Origin of the sequence: Herbaspirillum sp. ST 5-3 (assembly GCF_004804275.1) — a bacterium.
In the GTDB taxonomy this organism is placed as follows: domain Bacteria; phylum Pseudomonadota; class Gammaproteobacteria; order Burkholderiales; family Burkholderiaceae_D; genus Noviherbaspirillum.
This window is the reverse complement of record NZ_STGI01000013.1, coordinates 52,354-72,798: the sequence shown is the minus strand read 5'-3', so window position 1 is coordinate 72,798 and position 20,445 is coordinate 52,354. Positions and strand designations below refer to the sequence as shown.

The 20,445-nt window shown below is 58.2% G+C and carries 15 protein-coding genes; 10 read left to right on the top strand and 5 right to left on the bottom strand.

All coding sequences use genetic code 11. From position 1 onward, the window contains the following. Positions 1–32: 32 nt before the first annotated feature. A complete protein-coding gene (locus tag E6W33_RS21280; protein ID WP_136419349.1) occupies positions 33–1,367 on the bottom strand; it encodes a dicarboxylate/amino acid:cation symporter in 1,335 nt (444 codons plus the stop codon). A 944-nt stretch (positions 1,368–2,311) separates the two neighbouring features. On the opposite strand from E6W33_RS21280, the gene E6W33_RS21275 reads away from it, so the two are divergent. The 3 genes from E6W33_RS21275 to E6W33_RS21265 all read left to right on the top strand — a co-directional run bounded on the left by E6W33_RS21275 (position 2,312) and on the right by E6W33_RS21265 (position 6,250). After that, positions 2,312–3,391 carry a TRAP transporter substrate-binding protein gene (locus tag E6W33_RS21275; RefSeq protein WP_136419347.1) on the top strand — a complete coding sequence of 360 codons (1,080 nt, stop codon included), beginning with the start codon at positions 2,312–2,314 and terminating at the stop codon, positions 3,389–3,391. Positions 3,392–3,786: 395 nt separating this feature from the next. Beyond that, positions 3,787–4,866 carry a TRAP transporter substrate-binding protein gene (locus tag E6W33_RS21270; RefSeq protein ID WP_136419345.1) on the top strand — a complete coding sequence of 360 codons (1,080 nt, stop codon included), beginning with the start codon at positions 3,787–3,789 and terminating at the stop codon, positions 4,864–4,866. A 292-nt stretch (positions 4,867–5,158) separates the two neighbouring features. Continuing rightward, entirely contained in the window at positions 5,159–6,250 is a 1,092-nt protein-coding gene (locus tag E6W33_RS21265) for a TRAP transporter substrate-binding protein (RefSeq protein WP_136419343.1), read from the top strand. A 161-nt stretch (positions 6,251–6,411) separates the two neighbouring features. Here E6W33_RS21265 and E6W33_RS21260 read toward each other — a convergent pair whose 3' ends face one another. The 3 genes from E6W33_RS21260 to argH all read right to left on the bottom strand — a co-directional run bounded on the left by E6W33_RS21260 (position 6,412) and on the right by argH (position 10,546). Then, positions 6,412–8,094: a TRAP transporter large permease subunit gene (locus tag E6W33_RS21260; protein WP_136419342.1), complete on the bottom strand. Its 1,683-nt coding sequence runs from the start codon at positions 8,092–8,094 to the stop codon at positions 6,412–6,414. 17 nt (positions 8,095–8,111) lie between these two features. Continuing rightward, on the bottom strand, positions 8,112–8,696 hold the full coding sequence (locus tag E6W33_RS21255; protein ID WP_136419341.1) for a TRAP transporter small permease subunit: 585 nt from the start codon (positions 8,694–8,696) through the stop codon (positions 8,112–8,114). Between the two features lie 455 nt (positions 8,697–9,151). Then, positions 9,152–10,546, bottom strand: coding sequence for an argininosuccinate lyase (gene argH / locus E6W33_RS21250; RefSeq protein ID WP_136419340.1), 1,395 nt, complete (start codon positions 10,544–10,546; stop codon positions 9,152–9,154). Positions 10,547–10,590: 44 nt separating this feature from the next. Here argH and E6W33_RS21245 point away from each other — a divergent pair, with 44 nt between their 5' ends. Together E6W33_RS21245 and E6W33_RS21240 are read left to right on the top strand one after the other, a co-directional pair. Then, positions 10,591–11,661, top strand: a complete 1,071-nt coding sequence (locus E6W33_RS21245; RefSeq protein WP_136419339.1) for a histidine kinase — start codon at positions 10,591–10,593, stop codon at positions 11,659–11,661. Next, the gene (locus tag E6W33_RS21240; protein WP_136419338.1) at positions 11,658–12,452 is read left to right on the top strand and encodes a LytTR family DNA-binding domain-containing protein; all 795 of its coding nucleotides are present in this window, start codon (positions 11,658–11,660) and stop codon (positions 12,450–12,452) included. The genes E6W33_RS21245 and E6W33_RS21240 overlap by 4 nt, the downstream gene beginning before the upstream one ends. Positions 12,453–12,545: 93 nt before the next feature. Here E6W33_RS21240 and ppc read toward each other — a convergent pair whose 3' ends face one another. Continuing rightward, entirely contained in the window at positions 12,546–15,404 is a 2,859-nt protein-coding gene (gene ppc / locus E6W33_RS21235) for a phosphoenolpyruvate carboxylase (protein ID WP_136419337.1), read from the bottom strand. A gap of 115 nt (positions 15,405–15,519) precedes the next feature. Between ppc and hemC the strand changes: the two genes are divergently transcribed. The 5 genes from hemC to ppa all read left to right on the top strand — a co-directional run bounded on the left by hemC (position 15,520) and on the right by ppa (position 20,428). Next, positions 15,520–16,470, top strand: coding sequence for a hydroxymethylbilane synthase (gene hemC, locus E6W33_RS21230; protein ID WP_136419336.1), 951 nt, complete (start codon positions 15,520–15,522; stop codon positions 16,468–16,470). A 107-nt stretch (positions 16,471–16,577) separates the two neighbouring features. Then, on the top strand, positions 16,578–17,360 hold the full coding sequence (locus tag E6W33_RS21225; protein WP_136419335.1) for a uroporphyrinogen-III synthase: 783 nt from the start codon (positions 16,578–16,580) through the stop codon (positions 17,358–17,360). After that, on the top strand, positions 17,357–18,523 hold the full coding sequence (locus E6W33_RS21220) for a uroporphyrinogen-III C-methyltransferase (RefSeq protein WP_136419334.1): 1,167 nt from the start codon (positions 17,357–17,359) through the stop codon (positions 18,521–18,523). Before E6W33_RS21225 ends, E6W33_RS21220 begins: the two co-directional genes overlap by 4 nt. A 12-nt stretch (positions 18,524–18,535) precedes the next feature. After that, entirely contained in the window at positions 18,536–19,732 is a 1,197-nt protein-coding gene (locus tag E6W33_RS21215) for a heme biosynthesis protein HemY (protein ID WP_136419333.1), read from the top strand. Between the two features lie 156 nt (positions 19,733–19,888). Next, entirely contained in the window at positions 19,889–20,428 is a 540-nt protein-coding gene (gene ppa / locus E6W33_RS21210) for an inorganic diphosphatase (RefSeq protein ID WP_136419332.1), read from the top strand. Positions 20,429–20,445 lie beyond the last annotated feature (17 nt).

The following is a 20,445-nucleotide window of genomic DNA, read 5'->3' as shown; positions in this document are numbered from 1 at the left end:
ACCGCCGGATGCCGGCACAGCGATGCCGTGGTTCAGGCGGTCTTGTTGCCGGGCAGCGAGGGGACTTCAAGCTGGTCGAGAACTTCTTCCGGCGACTCGGCTTCTTCCACATTTTCACTGTTCAAGTGCAGCAGCATCTTTGCCGAGTCCAGGTCGCCGGTCCACTTGCCGACGACCAGTGTCGCCACACCATTGCCGATCAGGTTGGTCAATGCGCGTGCTTCCGACATGAAGCGGTCGATGCCGAGAATCAGTGCGAGGCCCGCCACCGGTACTCCGCCTACCGCGGACAGGGTGGCTGCAAGAACGATGAATCCGCTGCCCGTCACGCCGGCGGCACCCTTCGAGGTGAGCAGCAGTATTGCCAGCAAAGTGATCTGCTGAAGCAGCGTCATTGGCGTATCGGTTGCCTGCGCAATGAAGACGGCAGCCATCGTCAGGTAAATCGAGGTGCCATCCAGGTTGAACGAATATCCGGTCGGAATCACGAGGCCGACCACGGATTTCTTCACGCCCAGGTTTTCCATCTTCGCCATCATGCGCGGCAAAACCGATTCGGAAGAGGATGTGCCAAGTACTATGAACAATTCTTCCTTGATGTACTTGATGAATTTCCAGATGCTGAATCCGTGGATCAGTGCAATGGTGCCGAGCACGATGAAGATGAAGACCAGGCAGGTCAAGTAGAAGGTCGCCATCAGCTTGCCCAGAGAGAGAAGGCTGCCGACGCCATACTTCCCGATGGTGAATGCCATTGCGCCAAAGGCGCCGAGCGGTGCGACCTTCATGATGATGCCGACGATGCCGAACAGCACATGGGAAATCTTTTCGACGAAATCGAACACCAGCGTGCCGCGTCCGCCGAACTTGTGAAGGGCAAAACCGAACAGGACGGAGATCAACAGCACCTGGAGGATGTCACCTTTCGCGAATGCATCCACCATGCTGTTTGGAATGATGGCGAGCAGGAATTCCGTGGTCGATTGCATCTTGCCAGGGGCGGTGTAGGCAGCGATGCCTTTGGTGTCGAGTGAATGCGGGTCGACATGCATGCCGGCCCCCGGCTGCACTACATTGACGATCAGCATGCCGACGATCAGCGCGACGGAGCTGACGACTTCGAAGTAGAGCAGGGCGAGTCCGCCGGTCTTGCCGACCTTTTTCATATCCTCCATGCCGGCGATGCCGATCACGACGGTACAGAAGATGATCGGGGCGATGATCATCTTGATCAGTTTGATGAAGCCATCCCCAAGAGGCTTCATCTCGGCGCCGAGCGAGGGATAAAAGTATCCGAGCAGTACACCGATGATGATCGCGGTCAAGACCTGCGCGTAGAGTGATTTGTAGATCGGCTTGTTTCGCATGTAACTTCTCCAAGAGATGCGCCTCGCTCCTCGCATGGGAAAGGGGCGAGGCCATTGAGACGGCGTGCGCTGTGAGCGTGGGTGCGGAGCGTCAGGCGAGGGGCAGTCCGCAGACAATGGAACGGCATTGTGCTTGCACTGGTCACGGCACTCAATTGTGGACACCCGCATGCAACAAGAGAAAGTGTCTTTGCTACATTTGATTTCTGATATGGACTTGCGTTCGGAAAAATGGATCTCGGCACAGACGCTGCCCGGGTAGGGACTACGGCGTGTGCGCAAACGCTGTTGCCGATAGAGTTAGGCGAACTTCGAAGCCGGACGACTTCTGATGGCGGGGGAGCGAAGTGCTCTCTGATGGCGTCGGCATTGTTCCTACGTATTATTACCTAAGCGCTCATACCGGGATTTGTGATTAAGATTGCTCTAAGCAACGACACGCTTCTAGAATTGTGCAATATTAAAAGCTTGTTGTATTCGGGCTGCGATTAAACAAAACCATGCTTGATACAAGAGGAGACAGAGTGGGATGTCGTGTGTTCATCAATAATCGGGCGACCGGCAGAGCGATCGCTGTTTCGGCCGCGCCATCGATGAAGCAATCCCGATATCCTGTTGAACGTCTCAATGACGCAAGAGACGTAGCATCGATTCACAATGCCATGCAGTTGATGGGGCGGTGGATCGCAGTTTGCCAAAGTGATTGAAATTGCCCGCAGCGCGCAAGTGCTGCGGGCTTTTCTTTTTTGGTGCCGGAAGGAACCGGGATCGCAATGGGAAACGGCATGGGCCGCGGTGTTGTCCAAGTTCCGGCGACCGTTGACCTGCCAAGGTGTCGGATCAGGAGACCAAGTTGAGTTAATGCTGCATGTTGCAGCGTGTTGAATCAGCAGCGCGCTGGTTTGTGCAGAAGTTTTCGGTGCTTTATTTCAACAGGAGAAAAAATGGAACGTCGTTCCTTTCTAAAAAAAGCGGCTGTAGGCGCATCGGTTGGAGCAATTGCCGCACCCGCACTGGCGCAATCGCAACCTACGATCAACTGGCGCCTGGCGTCGAGCTTTCCCAAGTCTCTCGACACGCTGTTCGGCTCGGCCGAAGTATTCAGCAAACGCGTATCGCAGCTGACCGGCGGCAAGTTGAATATCCGCGTCTTTGCCGGCGGCGAGATCGTGCCCCCGCTGCAAGTGGTGGACGCCGTCCAGAACGGCACTGTTGAAATGGGCCACACCGCGCCGTACTACTACTTCGGCAAGGATCCGACCTTTGCGTTCGACTGCGCAGTTCCCTTCGGCATGAGCTCGCGTCAGCAGACGGCGTGGTACGAGCAGGGCGGCGGCAAGCAATTGCTGCGCGAGTTCTACAAGGACTACGGGATCATGAATTTCCTGGGCGGGAATACCGGCGCGCAAATGGGCGGCTGGTTCCGCAAGGAGATCAAGACGGTTAACGACATCAAGGGCCTGAAGATGCGCATCAGCGCATTTGCCGGCAAGGTGCTGCAGCCGCTCGGACTCGTTCCCCAGCAACTGGCAGGCGCCGATATTTATCCCGCACTGGAAAAGGGTTCGCTCGACGCAGTCGAATGGACGACGCCCTACGACGACGAGAAGCTTGGCTTTTACAAGGTCGCTCCGTACTACTACGCGCCGGGCTGGTGGGAAGCGGGCGCGCAGCTTGCCTTGTACGTAGGCATCAAGGAGTGGGAAAAGCTGCCGAAGGATTATCAGTACGCGATCGAAGCAGCATCCTATGAGGCGCATGTCTACATGCAGGCCGAATATGATGCGAAGAATCCGGCGGCACTGGCGCGTCTGATCAAGAACGGCGCCAAGCTCCGCTTCTTCTCGAAAGAGATCATGGAAGCTTCCTACAAGGCCGCAGTGACAACCATGGAGGAAGAAGCTTCGAAGAACGCCAAGTTCAAGAAGATCTATGAGCCCTACAAGCGGTTCCAGCGCGACCAGAACCAATGGTTCTCCGTCGCCGAAGCGCCGATGCAGAACTTCATGAGCAGTCACAAGTAAGACAGGAAGTATTTCGGAGAGGCACGAAGCGCCGACGCGCTGCGTGCTTCGCTGACGCAAAGGCATTTTGACGACCGGGCGGGACACCATTTGTTGCAGCTGAACGCTTGAATTCTTTTCAGCAAAAGGCGTCCACCGAACACCAGGCTTGATCAGTAAAAGCATGGTGCCTCGCCTGAAACCGGCATGTTGCCTTCGCAAGGCTTGCAGGAGACATCAATAATTTTCACCTGTGGGCTTTTATCACTCGGTTTCTGCTGTATAGCGGCAGTTATTTGCGTTGCATGGGCATTGCCTGACTCATACAATTTGGCTCGCAACACACCTTGTGCAAAATCCATTGCGCAAGGGCCCCGCAACAATTTTTTGATGTTGTTTACTCCGGAGGAGACAAAATGGAACGTCGTTCGTTTCTGAAGAAGGCAGCGGTTGGCGCGTCGGTCGGCGCGATGGCAGCGCCTGCACTGGCTCAGACCCAGCCAACAATCAACTGGCGCCTGGCGTCGAGCTTCCCGAAAACGCTGGACACGGTTTTCGGCGCTGCTGAAGTTTTCAGCAAGCGCGTGTCGCAACTGACTGGCGGCAAATTCAATATTCGGGTCTTCGCGGGCGGCGAGATTGTTCCGGCACTCCAGGTGATGGATGCGGTGCAAGCCGGCACCATTGAAATGGGCCACACCGCGCCGTACTACTTCTTCGGCAAGGATCCGACCTTCGCATTCGATTGCGCGGTTCCGTTCGGAATGAATTCGCGCCAACAGACCGCATGGTACGAGCAAGGCGGCGGCAAACAATTGCTGCGCGACTTCTACAAGGATTACGGTATCATGAACTTCATCGGCGGCAACAGCGGCGCGCAGATGGGCGGATGGTTCCGCAAGGAGATCAAGAGCCTGAACGACATCAAGGGCCTCAAGATGCGTATCGGGGGCTACGGCGGCCGCGTGATGCAGAAGCTTGGCCTGGTGCCGCAGCAGATCGCCGCCGGCGATATTTACCCGTCGCTGGAAAAAGGCACCATCGATGCAGCAGAGTGGATCGGTCCTTATGACGACGAACGTCTCGGCCTGTACAAGGTCGCGCCGCACTACTACGCGCCGGGCTGGTGGGAGCCGAGCACGCAGTTCTCCTTCTATGTCGGCATCAAGGAATGGGAGAAGCTGCCGAAGGAATACCAGGCCGCCATCGAGGCAGCGTCCTATGAAGCGCATGTTTATATGCAGGCCGAATACGATGCGAAGAATCCGGCAGCGCTCGCACGCTTGCTGCGCAACGGCGTGAAACTGCACAGCTTCTCTAAGGAAATCATGGAAGCGTGCTTCAAGGCCGCGAATGAAGTGAACGAAGAAGAAGCAAGCAAGAATGCGAAGTTCAAGAAGATCTACGAACCGTGGAAGCGCTTCCGCCAAGACCAGAATCAATGGTTCTCGGTCGCTGAAGCAACCATGCAGAACTTCATGATCACTCACAAGTAATCAGGTAGCAGCAGTTTCAAGCAAACTCAGTAGTGTCCCTTGATCCGCAGTGCGCAAGCATTGCGGATTTTTTTCGCCTGTATTCCGGATACCGATCGCGTCGCTCGAGATCTGCCAAAACGGGCAAATGTCTTCTTCAAAAACAGTTTTTCAGCCAGCAAATTTTCACGTTGCAGTAAATGTATTCAAGAAATACAATTTGCCGAGCGTAGGCCGCCTTGTTACACAACAATAAGGCGTGTTTGCGCGAAGTCTTAAAGACTTTTCAAACCTATATCCAGGAGACATATACATGCAACGTCGTTCCTTTCTCAAGAAGGCTGCAGTCGGCGCATCGGCTACTGCCATTGCGGCACCGGCACTCGCACAATCCCAACCCACCATTAATTGGCGATTGGCGTCGAGCTTCCCGAAATCCCTCGACACGATCTTTGGCGCTGCGGAGACCTTCAGCCGTCGCGTCTCGGCAATGACCAATGGAAAATTCAATATTCGTGTTTTTGCCGGCGGCGAAATCGTGCCGGCGCTGCAGGTGATGGATGCGGTGCAGGCAGGAACGGTGGAAATGGGGCATACAGCGTCGTATTACTATTTTGGCAAGGACCCGACCTTCGCATTCGATTGCGCCGTTCCGTTCGGCCTGAACTCGCGCCAGCAGACCGCCTGGTTCGATCAGGGTGGCGGCCGCGAACTGTTGCGTTCCTACTTCAAGGATTACGGTATTGTGAACTTCTTGGGCGGCAACACCGGTACGCAGATGGGCGGCTGGTTCCGCAAGGAGGTCAAGACCGTGCAAGACCTGAACGGCCTCAAAATGCGCATCGGCGGCTTCGCCGGTAAAGTCATGCAGCGTCTTGGTCTGGTCCCGCAACAAATCGCCGGCGGCGACATTTATCCGGCCCTGGAAAAGGGAACGATCGACGCGGCCGAATGGGTCGGACCATACGATGATGAAAAGCTCGGCTTCTTCAAGGTTGCGCCATACTATTATTCACCGGGCTGGTGGGAAGCCGGTCCGCAACTGTCCTTCTATGTCGGCATCAAGGAATGGGAAAAACTGCCGAAGGATTATCAGGCAGCGCTTGAGGCAGCGACTTTCGAGGCACATGTCGTGATGCAGGCGGAATACGACGCACGCAATCCGGCCGCGCTGGCGCGCCTGCTGAAGAACGGCGTCAAACTTCAAACTTTCTCCAAGGACGTCATGGATGCCTGCTACAAGGCCGCGCATGATGTGATGGAAGAAGAAGCTTCCAAGAATGCGAAGTTCAAGAAGATCTATGAGCCTTGGAAGCGCTTCCGCCAAGATCAGACGCAATGGTTCTCGGTGGCCGAAGCGAGCATGCAAAATTACATGATCAACCGTGTAAGGTCGGGCGGCTGAGGCAGAACTCTCGACGTAAGCATCAACCCGCAGCGCGCAAGCCCTGCGGGTTTTTTATTGCCCCATTCGGAAGGCAGCACCGGACAAGAGCCTTCGGACCGACAAGCCATAAAAAAACCCCGCAGGGATATCCGTGCGGGGCTTCGAGCGGGAAGAGCGGATTACTTCTTGTCTGCGTCCGACGAGAAGTTCAACTGCGGTGCCTCGTCTGCCTTCGTGTCGCTGTCCGTCGAGAAATTCAACTGCGGCGCATCGCTGCTTTGTCCGCCGGTCGGGATATCGATCTTCAGTTCGATCTGTTCCTTCATGTCGGTCTTCTTGCCGATCGATACTACCTGCGGGAACATGATGATCAGTGCAACCATGATGACCTGGATCAGCACGAACGGGATCGCACCCCAATAAATGTCGGAAGTCTTGACCTCTTTCGGCGCCACCGAACGCAGATAGAACAGTGCGAAACCGAACGGCGGGTGCATGAACGAAGTCTGCATGTTCACGCCAAGCAACACACCGAACCAGATCAGATCGATGCCCAGCTTGTCGGCCACAGGTCCGACCAGCGGAACCAGGATGAACGCGAGTTCAAAGAAGTCCAGGAAGAAGGCCAGTCCGAAGAACAGCAGGTTGACCACGATGAGGAAGCCGGTCGTGCCGCCGGGCAGCGATGTCAGCAGATGCTCGACCCACAGATCGCCATTCACTGCGCGGAACACCAGGCTGAATACGCTGGAGCCGATCAGGATGAACACCACGAAGCAGGACAGGCGGGTCGTCGAATCCATTGCCTGTTTCATCAAGGACCAGGACAGGCGACGATTCATCATTGCCAGTACCAGCGCGCCGAATGCGCCCATGCCGCCGCCTTCGGTCGGGGTTGCGATACCGACAAAAATCGTACCGAGCACCAGGAAGATCAGCGCCAGCGGAGGAATCAGGACGAACACGACTTGTTCTGCCATGCGCGACAGCAGGCCCAGCTTGAGCTTGCGATTGAGCAGCGCCAGAATGAATGCGCCGGCAATACCCACGGAGGCGGCAAAGATGCCGACTTCATCGCTCGGTGCATTCGGATGGCCTGCGCCGTAGTACGAGCCGAAGGCGTAGGATCCGGCGACCGCCAGGATAATCAAGGCCAACAGCGAAACCACGCCGCTGCGACCGTTGGGTTCGCGCAGATTGCGCGCTTCCGGCGGAAGCGCCGGCACAGCGTGCGGCTTGAAGATCGACACGGCGAGAACGTAGCCGGCATACATTGCCGTCAGCAACAGACCGGGTACGAAGGCCGCCTTGTACATGTCGCCGACGGAGCGGCCCAACTGGTCGGCCATCACGATCAGCACCAGCGACGGCGGAATGATCTGCGCCAGCGTGCCGGATGCGGCAATAACGCCCGAAGCCAGCTTCTTGTCGTAGCCATAGCGCAGCATGACCGGCAGGGAAATCAGACCCATCGAGATCACCGAGGCCGCGACCACGCCCGTAGTTGCCGCCAGCAATGCGCCGACAAAGACCACCGCGTAGGCCACGCCGCCACGGATAGGTCCGAACAACTGGCCGATCGTATCAAGCAAGTCTTCCGCCATGCCCGAACGTTCGAGAATCAGACCCATGAAGGTAAAGAACGGAATTGCCAGCAGCGTATCGTTGGCCATGATGCCGAAAATACGATTCGGCAAGGCCTGCAGCAGCTCGGGCTTTAGCAAGCCGAACTCGATTCCCATGAAGCCGAAGAACAAACCGTTCGCGGCCAGGGAAAACGCTACCGGAAAACCGGATAGCAGGAACACCACAAGCGCGGCAAACATCACCGGCGCCATATTCGCAATCAGAAACTGCTCCATTATTTTCTCTCCGCCGATCAGTTAAGTTTGTTTGCTGCCTTGATCGCCTCGATTTCTTCTTCCGGCGTTGCGGCGTGCTTTTCAAATGCGCTGGCATCTACCTTGCCCTGCAGGTAGCCGATGCGCTTGATGAGCTCGGAGATACCTTGCATGGTCAACTGGAGGAAGCCGACCGGGATCAGGAGCTTGGCGGGCCAGACGATCAGGCCGCCGGCGTTGCTGGAGACTTCCTGGTTTTCGATGGAGAGCAATGCATACGGAACAGCGTAGTAGAGAATGATGATCGACATCGGCAACAGGAAAACCAGAAAGCCGAGCAGGTCGATCCATACTTGCGTGCGCTTGGAGAGATGGCCGGCGATCACGTCGATGCGGACGTGTTCGTTGCGGCGCAGCGTATACGAGGTCGCGAGAAGGAAAATCGCTGCAAACAGATACCACTGAATTTCAAGCCATGCATTCGAACTGGTATTGAGTGAATACCGGATGATTGCGTTGCCCGTGCAGATCAGAACGGAGAGAAGGAGAGCCCAGCTGACGCCGAGTCCGATTTTCTCATTGATTGTGTCAATGAGCCTCGATAACGAGAGTAAGAAAGACATGGTTGTGTCTCCAATTATGAAAAAAATCAGTGGTCCGGCGCGCTTGATTTTTATTTGCGGCCGCTTCCCCCGCGAAGTGGGGCTGTTCATGGTTCGGGGGGAGTATATGACATTTCAACTTGCAAGCGAACACTTCCCCGAGAGGGGGCATATTCTTTTCATGTTGCGACGCAATAGGTGCGTGTTTTTTTCATCTAAACAGCGATGTTTAGGTGTCAATGCTTACGTACTAACACGTACTGCATTCGTTTTTTGAAGAGGGCGACTGTGACAGTCGCGAGGGAGCGAGAGGAGTTGCCTGCATCATCCATCGTGTCATTGATCCGATGCGGATTGATGCATGCCGAGCAGTGTACGCGCTTCTTTTGAATCTTGCTGGCGACGCGTTAAAAACTCACTTCAACCGTGCCGCCGACGCAATACGCGATCGCCGGCGGCACGTCTTCAACCTTATATCAGCCCAGTTGCGCACGCCAGCGTGCAATCGCTGCACGGACCTGATCCGGCGCGGTGCCGCCGATGTGATTGCGAGCGGCGACCGATCCTTCCAGCGTGAGCACGTCGAAGACATCGGCTTCAATCAGTTGCGAGAACGCGCGCATCTCGTCCAGCGACAGGTCGGTGAGATCGCAACCGCGCTGTTCGCAGGTACGCACGGCACGCGCCACTGCTTCATGGGCATCGCGGAACGGCAAGCCCTTCTTGACCAGATAATCGGCCAGGTCGGTTGCCGTCGCGTAGCCCTGCAGTGCTGCCGCACGCATGGCCTCCGGCTTGACGGTAATGCCGCGCGCCATGTCGGCGAAAATGCGAAGCGTATCGGTCACGGTGTCGACCGTATCGAACAAGGGTTCCTTGTCTTCCTGGTTGTCCTTGTTGTAGGCGAGCGGTTGGCCCTTCATCAGCGTCAGCAGACCGATCAGGTGGCCGTTCACACGGCCGGTCTTGCCGCGTGCAAGCTCGGGGACATCCGGGTTCTTCTTTTGCGGCATGATCGATGAGCCGGTGCAGAAACGGTCGGCGATGTCGATGAAGCCGACGCGCGGACTCATCCAGATCACCAGCTCTTCCGACATGCGCGACACGTGTGTCATGACCAATGCGGCCGCGGCGCAGAATTCAATGGCGAAATCGCGATCAGACACTGCATCCAGCGAATTGCGGCACACTTCGTCGAAGCCGAGTGTTTTTGCGACACGTTCGCGGTCGATCGGGAAGGTCGTTCCGGCCAGGGCGGCTGCACCCAGCGGCAGCCGGTTGACGCGCTTGCGGCAATCGATCATGCGCTCGGCATCGCGGCTGAACATTTCAACATAGGCCAGCATATGGTGGCCGAAGGTGATTGGCTGCGCCACTTGCATGTGCGTGAAGCCGGGAAGGATGGTGCCGGCATGCTGTTCGGCGAGATCCAGCAACGACAGACGCAGGTCGCGCAGGAGGCTGCCGATATCGTCGATCGCCGAACGCATGTACAGGCGAATGTCGGTCGCCACCTGATCGTTGCGCGAACGCCCGGTGTGCAGTCGCTTGCCGGCGTCGCCGACCAGCTCGGTCAGACGCTTTTCGATATTCAGATGAACGTCTTCCAGGTCAAGCAGCCATTCGAATTTTCCCGACGCGATTTCGGACTGGATTTGCGCCATGCCGCGCTGGATGTCCGCATGGTCCTGCGCGCTGATGATGCCCTGGTGCGCCAGCATTTCGGCATGGGCAAGGGAGCCCTGGATATCGGCGTCGGCCATGCGCTTGTCGAAGAACACCGATGCGGTGTAACGTTTGACAAGGTCGGAGACGGGTTCGGAAAAACGGGCCGACCAGGCCTCGCTTTTTTTGGAGAGTTGTGCTGTCATAATCGGGTTCCGGTGAATATGTGATTATAAAACAAGCCTTGCCTATGCCGTTATCTATCGCTTCCGCCAAGGCCGACCGTCCGACCGAGATTCTCATTCCGGACTGCTGCAACATTGGCGTGGTGTTCCGCACGCTGCTTGGCGTCAATGCCGCAGTGCTCGCAGGCATACTCATCCAGGCCAGCAACTGGGAGCGGGGCATGCTGGAGTTTGTCGAAGCGTCAATGATGGTCGAATTGGCATGCCTTTGGTCCTTGTTCGCTCTATGTGGTTTGCGTCGCATGGTTCCCCGTTCCGGCGCGACGGAAGCGCTGTGGCGCTGGACTCAGCGCGCCGCCTGTTGGGTAGTGCCGGCCGCGGTTACGGCAACCGTTGTGTACATGTTCTCGATGGTGGACTGGTTGATGAGCGGTTTTGCCAACTTGACCATCCTGAAGGGCGCCATCGCCGCCGCACTCCTTGGCGGCCTGTTCCAGCATTATTTCGAGCTGCGCACGCGGGCGCATTCACCGGCACTGGTGGAGGCACGCTTGCAGGCGCTGCAGGCACGCATTCGGCCGCATTTCCTGTTCAACAGCCTGAACGCGGTGTTGTCGCTGATCCGCTCCGAACCGCGTCGCGCGGAAACGACACTGGAAGACCTGGCGGATTTGTTTCGGGTATTGATGAGCGACCCGCGCAACATGACTACGCTGGAGAACGAAATTCGCCTGTGCAAGCAATACTTGTCGATCGAAAAAATCCGCTTGGGCGAGCGCTTGCAAGTGACATGGGAAACCGACAACATCGGTGAGGAAGTGCTGCGCAAGGCGCAAATTCCCGTCCTGTTGCTGCAGCCCTTGCTTGAAAACGCAGTGCACTACGGGGTGGAGCCGGCGATGGAAGCCTCTCCGGTCAGGATTCAGGTCAGCCGTTCCATTGATCGCATCGAAATTGTTGTTGTGAATGCATTTCATGAACAGGCACCCGCGGGAGTGGGCAATCACATGGCGCTGGAAAATATTCGCGAACGACTGGCATTGTTGTACGACGTCGAGGCGCAACTGACGACGACAATCGTGCGTGGTTTCTTCGAGGTGCGCTTGCGCTTTCCTTATGTAAAGGGAGCCGCATGAAACCGCGCCTCTTCATTGTGGATGACGAGGCTCCGGCGCGTTCGCGGCTCAAGACCTTGCTGTCGGATATTGCGGAAGAGTGTCCGCACGAACTTTCTGGCGAGGCAAGCAGTGCGCAAGCGGCGCTGGATGGTATCGCCGACGTCCGGCCGGATATCGTTCTGCTCGACGTGCAAATGCCCGGCATGACCGGAATCGAACTGGCATCGCACCTCATCAGGAATGCAGCGGCATCGCCGGCCGTGATCTTCGTGACCGCCTTCGATGAATTCGCCGTGAAAGCATTCGAGGTGCACGCGCTGGACTATCTCTTGAAGCCGGTACGCGCTTCGCGTCTGGCGGACGCCATCCGGCGCGCCGGTGCAATGCGCGCGCAATCCTCAACGCAGGCCGAGGCGATTACAGGCGCCGGGAAGGCCCTGCAATCGGCACGCCAGCACTTTTCAGTGCAGGAGCGCGGACGCCTGCTCCTGGTGCCGGTCAATGACGTCCTCTACCTCAAGGCGGAATTGAAATACGTGACCTTGCGCACCAGAGCGCAGGATTATCTGATCGAAGAATCGCTCACCTCGATAGAAGAAGAATTCAAAAACATCTTTGTGCGCGTACACCGTAACGCGCTGGTCGCCCGCAACGCGATCGTCGGCGTCGAACGGGGCGTGCAGGCTATCGATAGCGACAGCGAGCAGGACAAGGTGCATGAATCATGGCAGGTGATTCTGCGCGATGTCGATGAGCGGCTGCCGATTTCGCGACGGCAATGGCCAGTGGTGAAGGCGCTGGTTCGGTAAGCTTTTGCAAAAAAAGTGCCCCGAATCATCGGGGCACGCTTTCCTATCTGGCCGGCGCGAGAGAACTTTCTCCTTGTTCTCCGAACGCGAAGATCAGCCGGTGTTGCGCAAGCCTGCGGCAATGCCGTTGATCGACAGATGGATGCCGCGCCGCACACGCTCATCCAGCTTGCGTCCCTCGGCAGTCGCAGCGCGATGCCTCTTGATCAGCTCTACCTGCAAGTGATTGAGCGGGTCGAGATAGGCAAACCGGTTCTTGATCGAGCGTGCCAGCAGCGGATTGCTGGCCAGCCGTTCCTTGGCGCCGGTGATGGTCGTCAGGCATGTCGTCGTGCGCTCGTGCTCTTCCACGATGCGCTTGAAGATGCTGTTGCGCAATCGCTTGTCGGCAACCAGCTCGGCATAGCGAGACGCGACCGCGAGGTCGGTCTTGGACAACACCATGTCCATGTTCGACAACAAGGTGGCGAAGAACGGCCATTCCTTGAACATCGCGCGCAGCACCGCGAGCCGTTTCTTTTGCTCCTTCACGTCCGCATCTTCATGCAGCCAGGACGACACCGCGCTGCCAAAGCCGTACCAGCCGGGTAGAAGGAGTCGGCATTGACCCCACGAGAAACCCCAGGGAATCGCTCGCAGGTCCTCGATGCGGCGCGTCGACTTGCGCGAGGCCGGCCGCGATCCGATGTTGAGCTCGGCGATTTCCGCAATTGGCGTCGCCGAGAAGAAGTAATCAGTGAAACCCGGCGTTTCATACACAAGATCGCGGTAGGCGCGATAGGCACGAGCGGACAACTCTTCCATCACGCTCTCGAACCCGGCCAGTTTCTTTGCCCGGCGTCCTTGCGGCGCATGCGGCATCAGGCTGGCCTCCAGTGTCGCGGCTACCAGCAGTTCCAGGTTGCGTCGGCCGATCTCCGGATTGGAGAATTTCGACGCGATGATCTCGCCCTGCTCGGTCAAGCGGATCTGCCCGTTGACGGTGCCGGCCGGTTGCGCGAGGATCGCCTCGTAGCTGGGGCCGCCGCCGCGGCCTACCGTGCCACCGCGCCCATGGAACAGGCGCAGCTTGACGTTCGCGCCGTCGAACAATTCCACGAGCTGCGTTTCCGCCTTGTACAGTTCCCAGTTCGACGTGAGGAAGCCGCCATCCTTGTTGGAGTCGGAATAGCCGAGCATCACTTCCTGCAGATCGCCCTGTTTCGCAAGCAGGTGACGGACCTGCGGCAGCGACATGAAGGCTTCCATGATGCCGGCCGCGCAGCGCAAGTCGGGGATGGTCTCGAACAAGGGGATGACCATCAATTCCATGCGCGCATCGTGCACTTGCCCCGACGCGTGGTCCCATTCGACGTGCAGCAGACCGGTTTCCTTCTGCAACAGCAAGACTTCCAGCAGGTCGGAAACCGTTTCCGTGTGCGAGATGATGTAGTTGCGGATCGCCCGATCGCCGTAGCGCTGGCGGATTTCGCGCGCAGCGCGCAGGATCGCCAGCTCCGAGCCGGTCTCGGCGGAATAGTCGAGATAAGGCGAATACAACAGGCGAGGCTTGCCCAGCTCATCGAGCAACAATTCGACCTTTTCGTCTTCGGATAATCCACTGTAGTTCGGATGCGCCTTGGCACGGGAGAACAATTCGCCAAGAACCCGTTCGTGCACGTCGGAACTCTGACGCATGTCGAGCGTGGCGAGGTGGAAGCCGAAGATTTCCGAGGCGCGCTTAACCGTTGCCAGGCGCGGCTTGATGAGAGCTGCGCCGTGATGTGCCTTGAGCGAATCGGCCAGCACCTGCAGGTCGCGCGTGAATTCGGCGGCGGTTTCGTAGGGAGCGGCCGAGCCGACCTCCTGCCGCAGGACGTGAGCCGCGCCGAGCTTGCGGGCCGTTGCGGCCAGACGTGCATACAGTCCGATCAGCGCGCGGCGGTATGGCTCGTCCATCCGATGCTCGGACTGGTCGGGCGAACTGTCGGCCAGTGCCTGCAACTCGGGGCTGACGCTGACCAGCAGGGTGGAAATCGACAATTCCGCGCCCAATGCGTGTACTTCCTCCAGGTAGAAATCGAAAATCGCTGTCGATTGGCTCATCAGCGCGTGTTGCATCGTGCCGGCATTTACATTGGGATTGCCGTCGCGGTCGCCGCCGATCCAGCTCCCCATTTGCACGAAGGGAGGAAAGTCTTTTTCCTCGGCATGCCGTTGCGGAAACTGCGCGGCGATCTCGTTTTCGATGTCGTCGTAGAGTCCCGGCAGTTCGCGCAGGAAGGTGATGCGGTAATAGGACAGCGCATTCTCGATTTCATCGGCCACGGTCAGCTTGGTGTAGCGCAGCATGCGGGTCTGCCACAGCGTTGCGACGCAGGCGTGCAGCAATTGTGTATTGTGCGCCAGTTCCTTGGGCGTGAGCGGGGGATCGCGTTCGGCCAGCAGGCGGGCGATTTCGCGCTCCGCGTCGAGCGTGCTTTTGCGCTGCACTTCGGTCGGATGCGCTGTCAGGACCGGCGAGATCAACGCTTCCTTGAAGAAGCGGCGCACGGTCGCGCCCGATACGCCGGCGTCGTCCAGCTTCGACAAGGCATATGCGATGCTGCCTTGCTGCGGCGCCGATCCCGCGAGGAGATGGGCACGGCGGCGGCGATTGTGATGCTGGTCTTCGGCGATGTTGGCGAGGTGGGAGAAATACGAAAATGCGCGCACCACGGTGATTGTCTGATCACGGGTGAGTTTCTTCAGCATCTTGTTGAGCTCTGCGCCGGACTGGGCGTCGGACTCACGGCGAAAACGCACCGCCGTCTGGCGGATGGTCTCGACGACGTGGAAAACGGTTTCGCCTTCCTGTTCGCGCAGGACATTGCCGAGCAGTCGGCCCAGCAGGCGGATATCTTCTTTCAGTGGGGCGTCTTTATCGTTCGCGGCCTTGTTGACCGGCGCCGGGAGGTTCTGTTGTCTTGACATGTTGATTGATTGCAATCAGCTTTACACTAGAAAGTGGCTCGCGGCCACCGGGAGGCACGTATGTGCATGATAAAATCGATGCGGTCAGCATCATTGAAATTCGAAAGAGCCCTCCGTGAAAGTTTCCCCTCCCTCCAAGTTAGTGATTGCGTCTCGCGAAAGTCGTCTGGCCATGTGGCAAGCGGAGCATGTCCGCGCCAGGTTGTCGGCATTATATCCGCAGTGCAGCATCGAAATTCTCGGCATGACCACGCAAGGCGACCAGATCCTCGACCGCGCACTGTCCAAGGTCGGCGGCAAAGGTTTGTTCGTCAAGGAGCTGGAAGTCGCGATGGCGGAGCGCCGTGCGGACCTCGCCGTGCATTCGCTCAAGGATGTGCCGATGGAGTTGCCGGAGGGGTTTGCGCTGGCCGCCGTCCTGGAACGTGAAGATCCGCGCGATGCCTTCGTCTCCAATGAATATGCATCGCTTGATGACTTGCCCGATGGCGCCGTGGTCGGCACCAGCAGTCTGCGGCGTCAAGCATTGATCGCCGCGCGTTTTCCGAAACTGGTGATCCGCCCGCTGCGTGGCAACCTCGATACGCGCCTCGGCAAGCTGGATCGCGGTGAATATGCAGCGATCATTCTCGCGGCGGCGGGCCTGAAGCGCCTCGGACTGGCTCAACGCATCCGCTCATTGATCGAACCTGAACAGAGCCTGCCTGCACCGGGGCAGGGCGCGATGGCGATCGAAATCCTGGATGGCCGCGACGACTTGCTGCAACTGCTTGCTCCGCTCAACCACGAGTCGACTGCCCAGGCAGTGAGCGCGGAACGCACCGTGTCGCGCACATTCGGCGGCAGCTGCCAGATTCCGCTTGCCGCATTCGGAACCGTCGACGGCCAGGCGACGATGCACCTGCGCGCGATGGTCGCGACGCCGGACGGCAAGCGCATCGCGACCGCTGACGCATCCGGTCCGGCGAATGCGCCTGAATTGCTCGGCCAGCAGATTGCATTGGCCTTGCAATCGCAAGGCGCGGACGACATCCTGGCAGCATGTCGGGCAATGGACGCAGCCTGATACCGACAGCGGATGCGGTTGATGAAAGTCGATCGCATCCTGCATACACGGGGCGGAAGTCGATCTCTTGCGCCTGACAAGGCATGACGCCCCAGCTTCTACAGCCAATGACAGACCAATCTTCCCATCCCGTTGTCGTCACGCGTCCGCTAGCGCAGGCCAGGCAGCTTGCCCGGCGCATTGTGGAGCAGGGACGAGAGGCAGTCGTGTTTCCCTTGCTGGACATACAGCCCTTGCCCGATCAGTCGAAATTGAAGGCGGTACTTGATGACCTGGCGAGCTACGCAATGGTCGCCTTCGTCAGTCCGAACGCCATCGACGCCGCGTTCAGTATTCTCAAAGAGTGGCCGAAAGAGGTTGCCATCGCCGTGATGGGCGAGGGCAGCAAGCTTGCGCTGGCAAACCACGGTTTGACGTCGACGAATGCCAACATCATCAGTCCGATCGATCCGCATCGAACCGATTCGCAGACCCTGCTTGAAGTGCTGGACCTTGAAGCATTGCGCGGCAAGCGCGTGTTGATCGTGCGCGGTGAGACAGGTCGCGAGCTGCTCGCCGACGCCTTGCGCGACCAAGGCGTGCAGGTCGAGCAAATTGCCGCTTACCGGCGCGCTGCGCCGGTTCTCGACCAGCCGGCACGCGAACAATTGCTGCGCTTGCTGGATTGCGAAGGAGACTGGATCATCACCAGCTCCGAGGCCCTGCGCATCCTCGCGGACATGGTGCGAGGGCTGGCTGGTGACCAGGGCGTGGTTAAATTGCAACAGCAAAGACTCATCGTGCCCCATGCGCGCATCGCGGAAAATGCGCGAATGCTCGGATTCGTCAAGCTGACGCAGACCGGATCAGGCGACGAACAGCTGTTAGCCGCGTTACAATTTCGAGCATGAACGAATTGCCTCCTTCTTCCGACCCCGGTCAATCCTTCCAGTCGACTCCGCCATCGCAACAGGCGGAGTCGACGACATCCCGCGCGCCTTTGCAAAATGATAATGCGCCACGCCTGCAGAAAACGCTCAAGCCGGTGTATGGCGGATTGAGCATTCTTGCGTTGCTGTTGATTGCGCAGTGGTGGTCTGCGCAACACGAAATCAGCAGCTTGCGCGACGAAGTGGCGCAGCGCCTGAAAAGCGGCGAATCGCTCACGACCGAAACCAAAGTGCTGGTGAAGACGGTTCAAGACGGCATGCGGGAGCTGCAGGCCAAGGTCAACGTGCTGGAAAGTAAACAGACGGAAGCGCAAAGTCAGCAATTGGCGCTGGAGCAGCTTTACCAGGAATTGTCGAAGAATCGCGACGATTGGGCGCTGGCCGAAATCGAACAGGTGCTGTCCACCGCCAGCCAGCAATTGCAACTGGCCGGCAACGTGCAGGGAGCAATCATCGCCCTGCAAAACGCAGACAGCCGCCTGTCGCGTTCGGACAAGCCCCAGTTCATCATGATCCGCCGCGCGATCGCGAAAGACCTGGAGCGGCTCAAGGCGTTGCCGACCGTTGATCTGACAGGAATTGCCTTGCGCCTGGACAGTGTCATCGGGCAGATCGACAACATGCCCTTGCTGTCCGATGAAAAGCCCGTGCTTGCACCGACTCAGCCGAAGGCTTCCCGTCGAGCACCTAAAAAGGCGGAGGCCAAGCCGACAACCGACAAGGCGAGGAGCAGCGCATCCGACTGGATCGCGGACCTGGGTGACAAGTGGGACAGCTGGACCAACGAGATGTGGACCGAGGTTCGCCAACTGATCCGCGTGCGCAATGTCGATATTCCCGATGCGCTGCTGCTTTCGCCGACACAATCCTACTACGCACGAGAGAACTTGAAGCTGCGCCTGCTGAATGCGCGGGTCGCTCTCCTGACGCGCAATGAAGCGGCATTCCGCAGCGATCTGGTGTCGGCACAAGATGCGATCAGCCGCTATTTCGACACGCGCGCCAAGCAGACGCAAACGACGCAGGCCCTGTTGCGTCAAGTCCAGGCTAGCAACATTTCGATCGAAATGCCGACCTTGGCAGACAGCTTGAACGCGGTGCGGAATTACAAGGCGAAGCCGTAAAGGTCCGGGACAATGCGCATCTTCCTTTCGCTCGTTATCCTGTTCGCCGCCGCTATCGGCCTGGCCGTCGGTGCCCGCTTCAACCTGGGCAATGTGGTGTTCTTTTATCCGCCATACCGCATCGACCTGTCGCTCAATTTTTTCATTGTGTTGATGGCGGTGCTGTTTGTCGTGCTGTTTGCGATTTTCAATGCGATCCGCAGCACACAGCAAATGCCGCAACGCGTGGCCGCGTATCGCAGGGAAAAGCGGGAGCGCGAAGGCAATCGCGCATTGCGTGACGCGCTCAAGGCCTTGTTCGAAGGCCGCTTCGGACACGCGGAGAAAGCTGCCGCACGTGCCGCCGAATGCGCGGACAACGCCGGATTGTCGGCATTGATCGCGGCGCGTGCGGCACATCGCATCGGGCAACCCGATCGTCGTGACGTGTGGCTTGCCAAGGCGCAGGATGATTCGTCACTGAAGACGGCGCGCCTCATGACGGCGATGGAGCTGTCGATCGATGGCTATGAGTCCGAACCCGCATTGGAGGCAATCAAGGAACTCAATTCCAGCGGCACCCGGCACATTCATGCATTGCGGCTGGCCTTGAAGGCCAACCAGCGTGCGAAGAACTGGCCGGAAGTATTGCGCCTGGTGCGTCTGCTGGACAAGCGCAATGCCTTGCACCCGGCATTGTCGCGCCGCCTCCGGGAATTGGCCTATGAAGCCTTGCTGTCGAACAATGCGCATGACGCGGAATCGCTTCGTAATGTGTGGGCCGACATTCCCGGCGAGGACCGGGTACAGCCCTACGTCGCCATTCGCGCGGCAAAAGCATTCAATGCGCGGGGATTGCAGGACGAAGCACGCAGCATCGTCGAAAAGGCACTGGCGGCCGGCTGGGACGAGCGTTTGGTGCGTGCCTACGGCAACTCCGCGGCGACCGAGGGTTCTTCGGCCTTGCTCGCGCAGATTGAACTTTGCGAAGAGTGGGCTCAGACCCGACCGAATGATCCCGAGCTGGCGTTGACGCTGGGTACGCTTTGCTTGCGCCAGAAACTATGGGGGAAGGCGCAGCGCCACCTGGAACACGCACTATCCGACACGACCGAGCCGGAGACCGTTCGTCAGGCGCATTTGAAGCTGGCGCAACTCCACGAGGCATTGAACCAGCCCGACCAGGCAGCTGCGCATTACCGGCAGTGCGCATTGGCCACCGTTCTGTGACGCATTCCTGTCATCTAACACTTCTTGCTGACGTGCTCCTGACATAGTCGGTGAGGGTTGCATCGCGCGGCGAACCGTCTGCTGCGACGCACAAGGCGGGAATGAAAGCCGTTATAATTCCGGAATTCCAGAATTTTTTCATTTTGAGAGAGCAACATGAGTTTGAGTAATGTGCCCGCCGGCCGGAATCTGCCGGACGATTTCAATGTCATCATCGAAATTCCGATGAACGCCGATCCGATCAAGTACGAAGTGGACAAGGAAACCGGCGCGATCTTCGTGGACCGTTTCATGGGCACCGCGATGCATTATCCGTGCAACTATGGCTACATCCCGCAAACCATCTCGGATGATGGTGACCCGGTGGATGTGCTGGTGGTTACCCCGTTCCCGCTGATCCCGGGCGTTGTCGTGCGGTGCCGCCCGATCGGCGTACTGAAGATGAAGGATGAAGCCGGCGGCGACGCAAAATTGCTGGCAGTTCCGGTGGACAAGGTCCTGCCGATCTACACGCATTGGCAAAAACCGGAGGACATGAACGAACTTCGCCTGCAGCAGATCCAGCACTTCTTCGAACACTACAAGGACCTCGAAAAGGGCAAATGGGTGAAGATCGAGGGATGGTACGGCCCGGACGAAGCGAAGAAAGAAATCGTCAACGGCGTCGCGGCCTACAACAGGGAGCACAGCAAATAAGCTGCCCTGCGACAGAA

Coding starts and splice junctions, on each gene's coding strand:
- E6W33_RS21245 (WP_136419339.1), top strand. CDS start 10,591: ATGCCGTTATCTATCGCTTCCGCCAAGGCCGACCGTCCGACCGAGATT.
- E6W33_RS21240 (WP_136419338.1), top strand. CDS start 11,658: ATGAAACCGCGCCTCTTCATTGTGGATGACGAGGCTCCGGCGCGTTCG.
- E6W33_RS21275 (WP_136419347.1), top strand. CDS start 2,312: ATGGAACGTCGTTCCTTTCTAAAAAAAGCGGCTGTAGGCGCATCGGTT.
- E6W33_RS21260 (WP_136419342.1), bottom strand. CDS start 8,094: ATGGAGCAGTTTCTGATTGCGAATATGGCGCCGGTGATGTTTGCCGCG.
- E6W33_RS21280 (WP_136419349.1), bottom strand. CDS start 1,367: ATGCGAAACAAGCCGATCTACAAATCACTCTACGCGCAGGTCTTGACC.
- E6W33_RS21225 (WP_136419335.1), top strand. CDS start 16,578: ATGACAGACCAATCTTCCCATCCCGTTGTCGTCACGCGTCCGCTAGCG.
- E6W33_RS21255 (WP_136419341.1), bottom strand. CDS start 8,696: ATGTCTTTCTTACTCTCGTTATCGAGGCTCATTGACACAATCAATGAG.
- E6W33_RS21265 (WP_136419343.1), top strand. CDS start 5,159: ATGCAACGTCGTTCCTTTCTCAAGAAGGCTGCAGTCGGCGCATCGGCT.
- ppa (WP_136419332.1), top strand. CDS start 19,889: ATGAGTTTGAGTAATGTGCCCGCCGGCCGGAATCTGCCGGACGATTTC.
- E6W33_RS21215 (WP_136419333.1), top strand. CDS start 18,536: ATGCGCATCTTCCTTTCGCTCGTTATCCTGTTCGCCGCCGCTATCGGC.
- E6W33_RS21220 (WP_136419334.1), top strand. CDS start 17,357: ATGAACGAATTGCCTCCTTCTTCCGACCCCGGTCAATCCTTCCAGTCG.
- argH (WP_136419340.1), bottom strand. CDS start 10,546: ATGACAGCACAACTCTCCAAAAAAAGCGAGGCCTGGTCGGCCCGTTTT.
- ppc (WP_136419337.1), bottom strand. CDS start 15,404: ATGTCAAGACAACAGAACCTCCCGGCGCCGGTCAACAAGGCCGCGAAC.
- E6W33_RS21270 (WP_136419345.1), top strand. CDS start 3,787: ATGGAACGTCGTTCGTTTCTGAAGAAGGCAGCGGTTGGCGCGTCGGTC.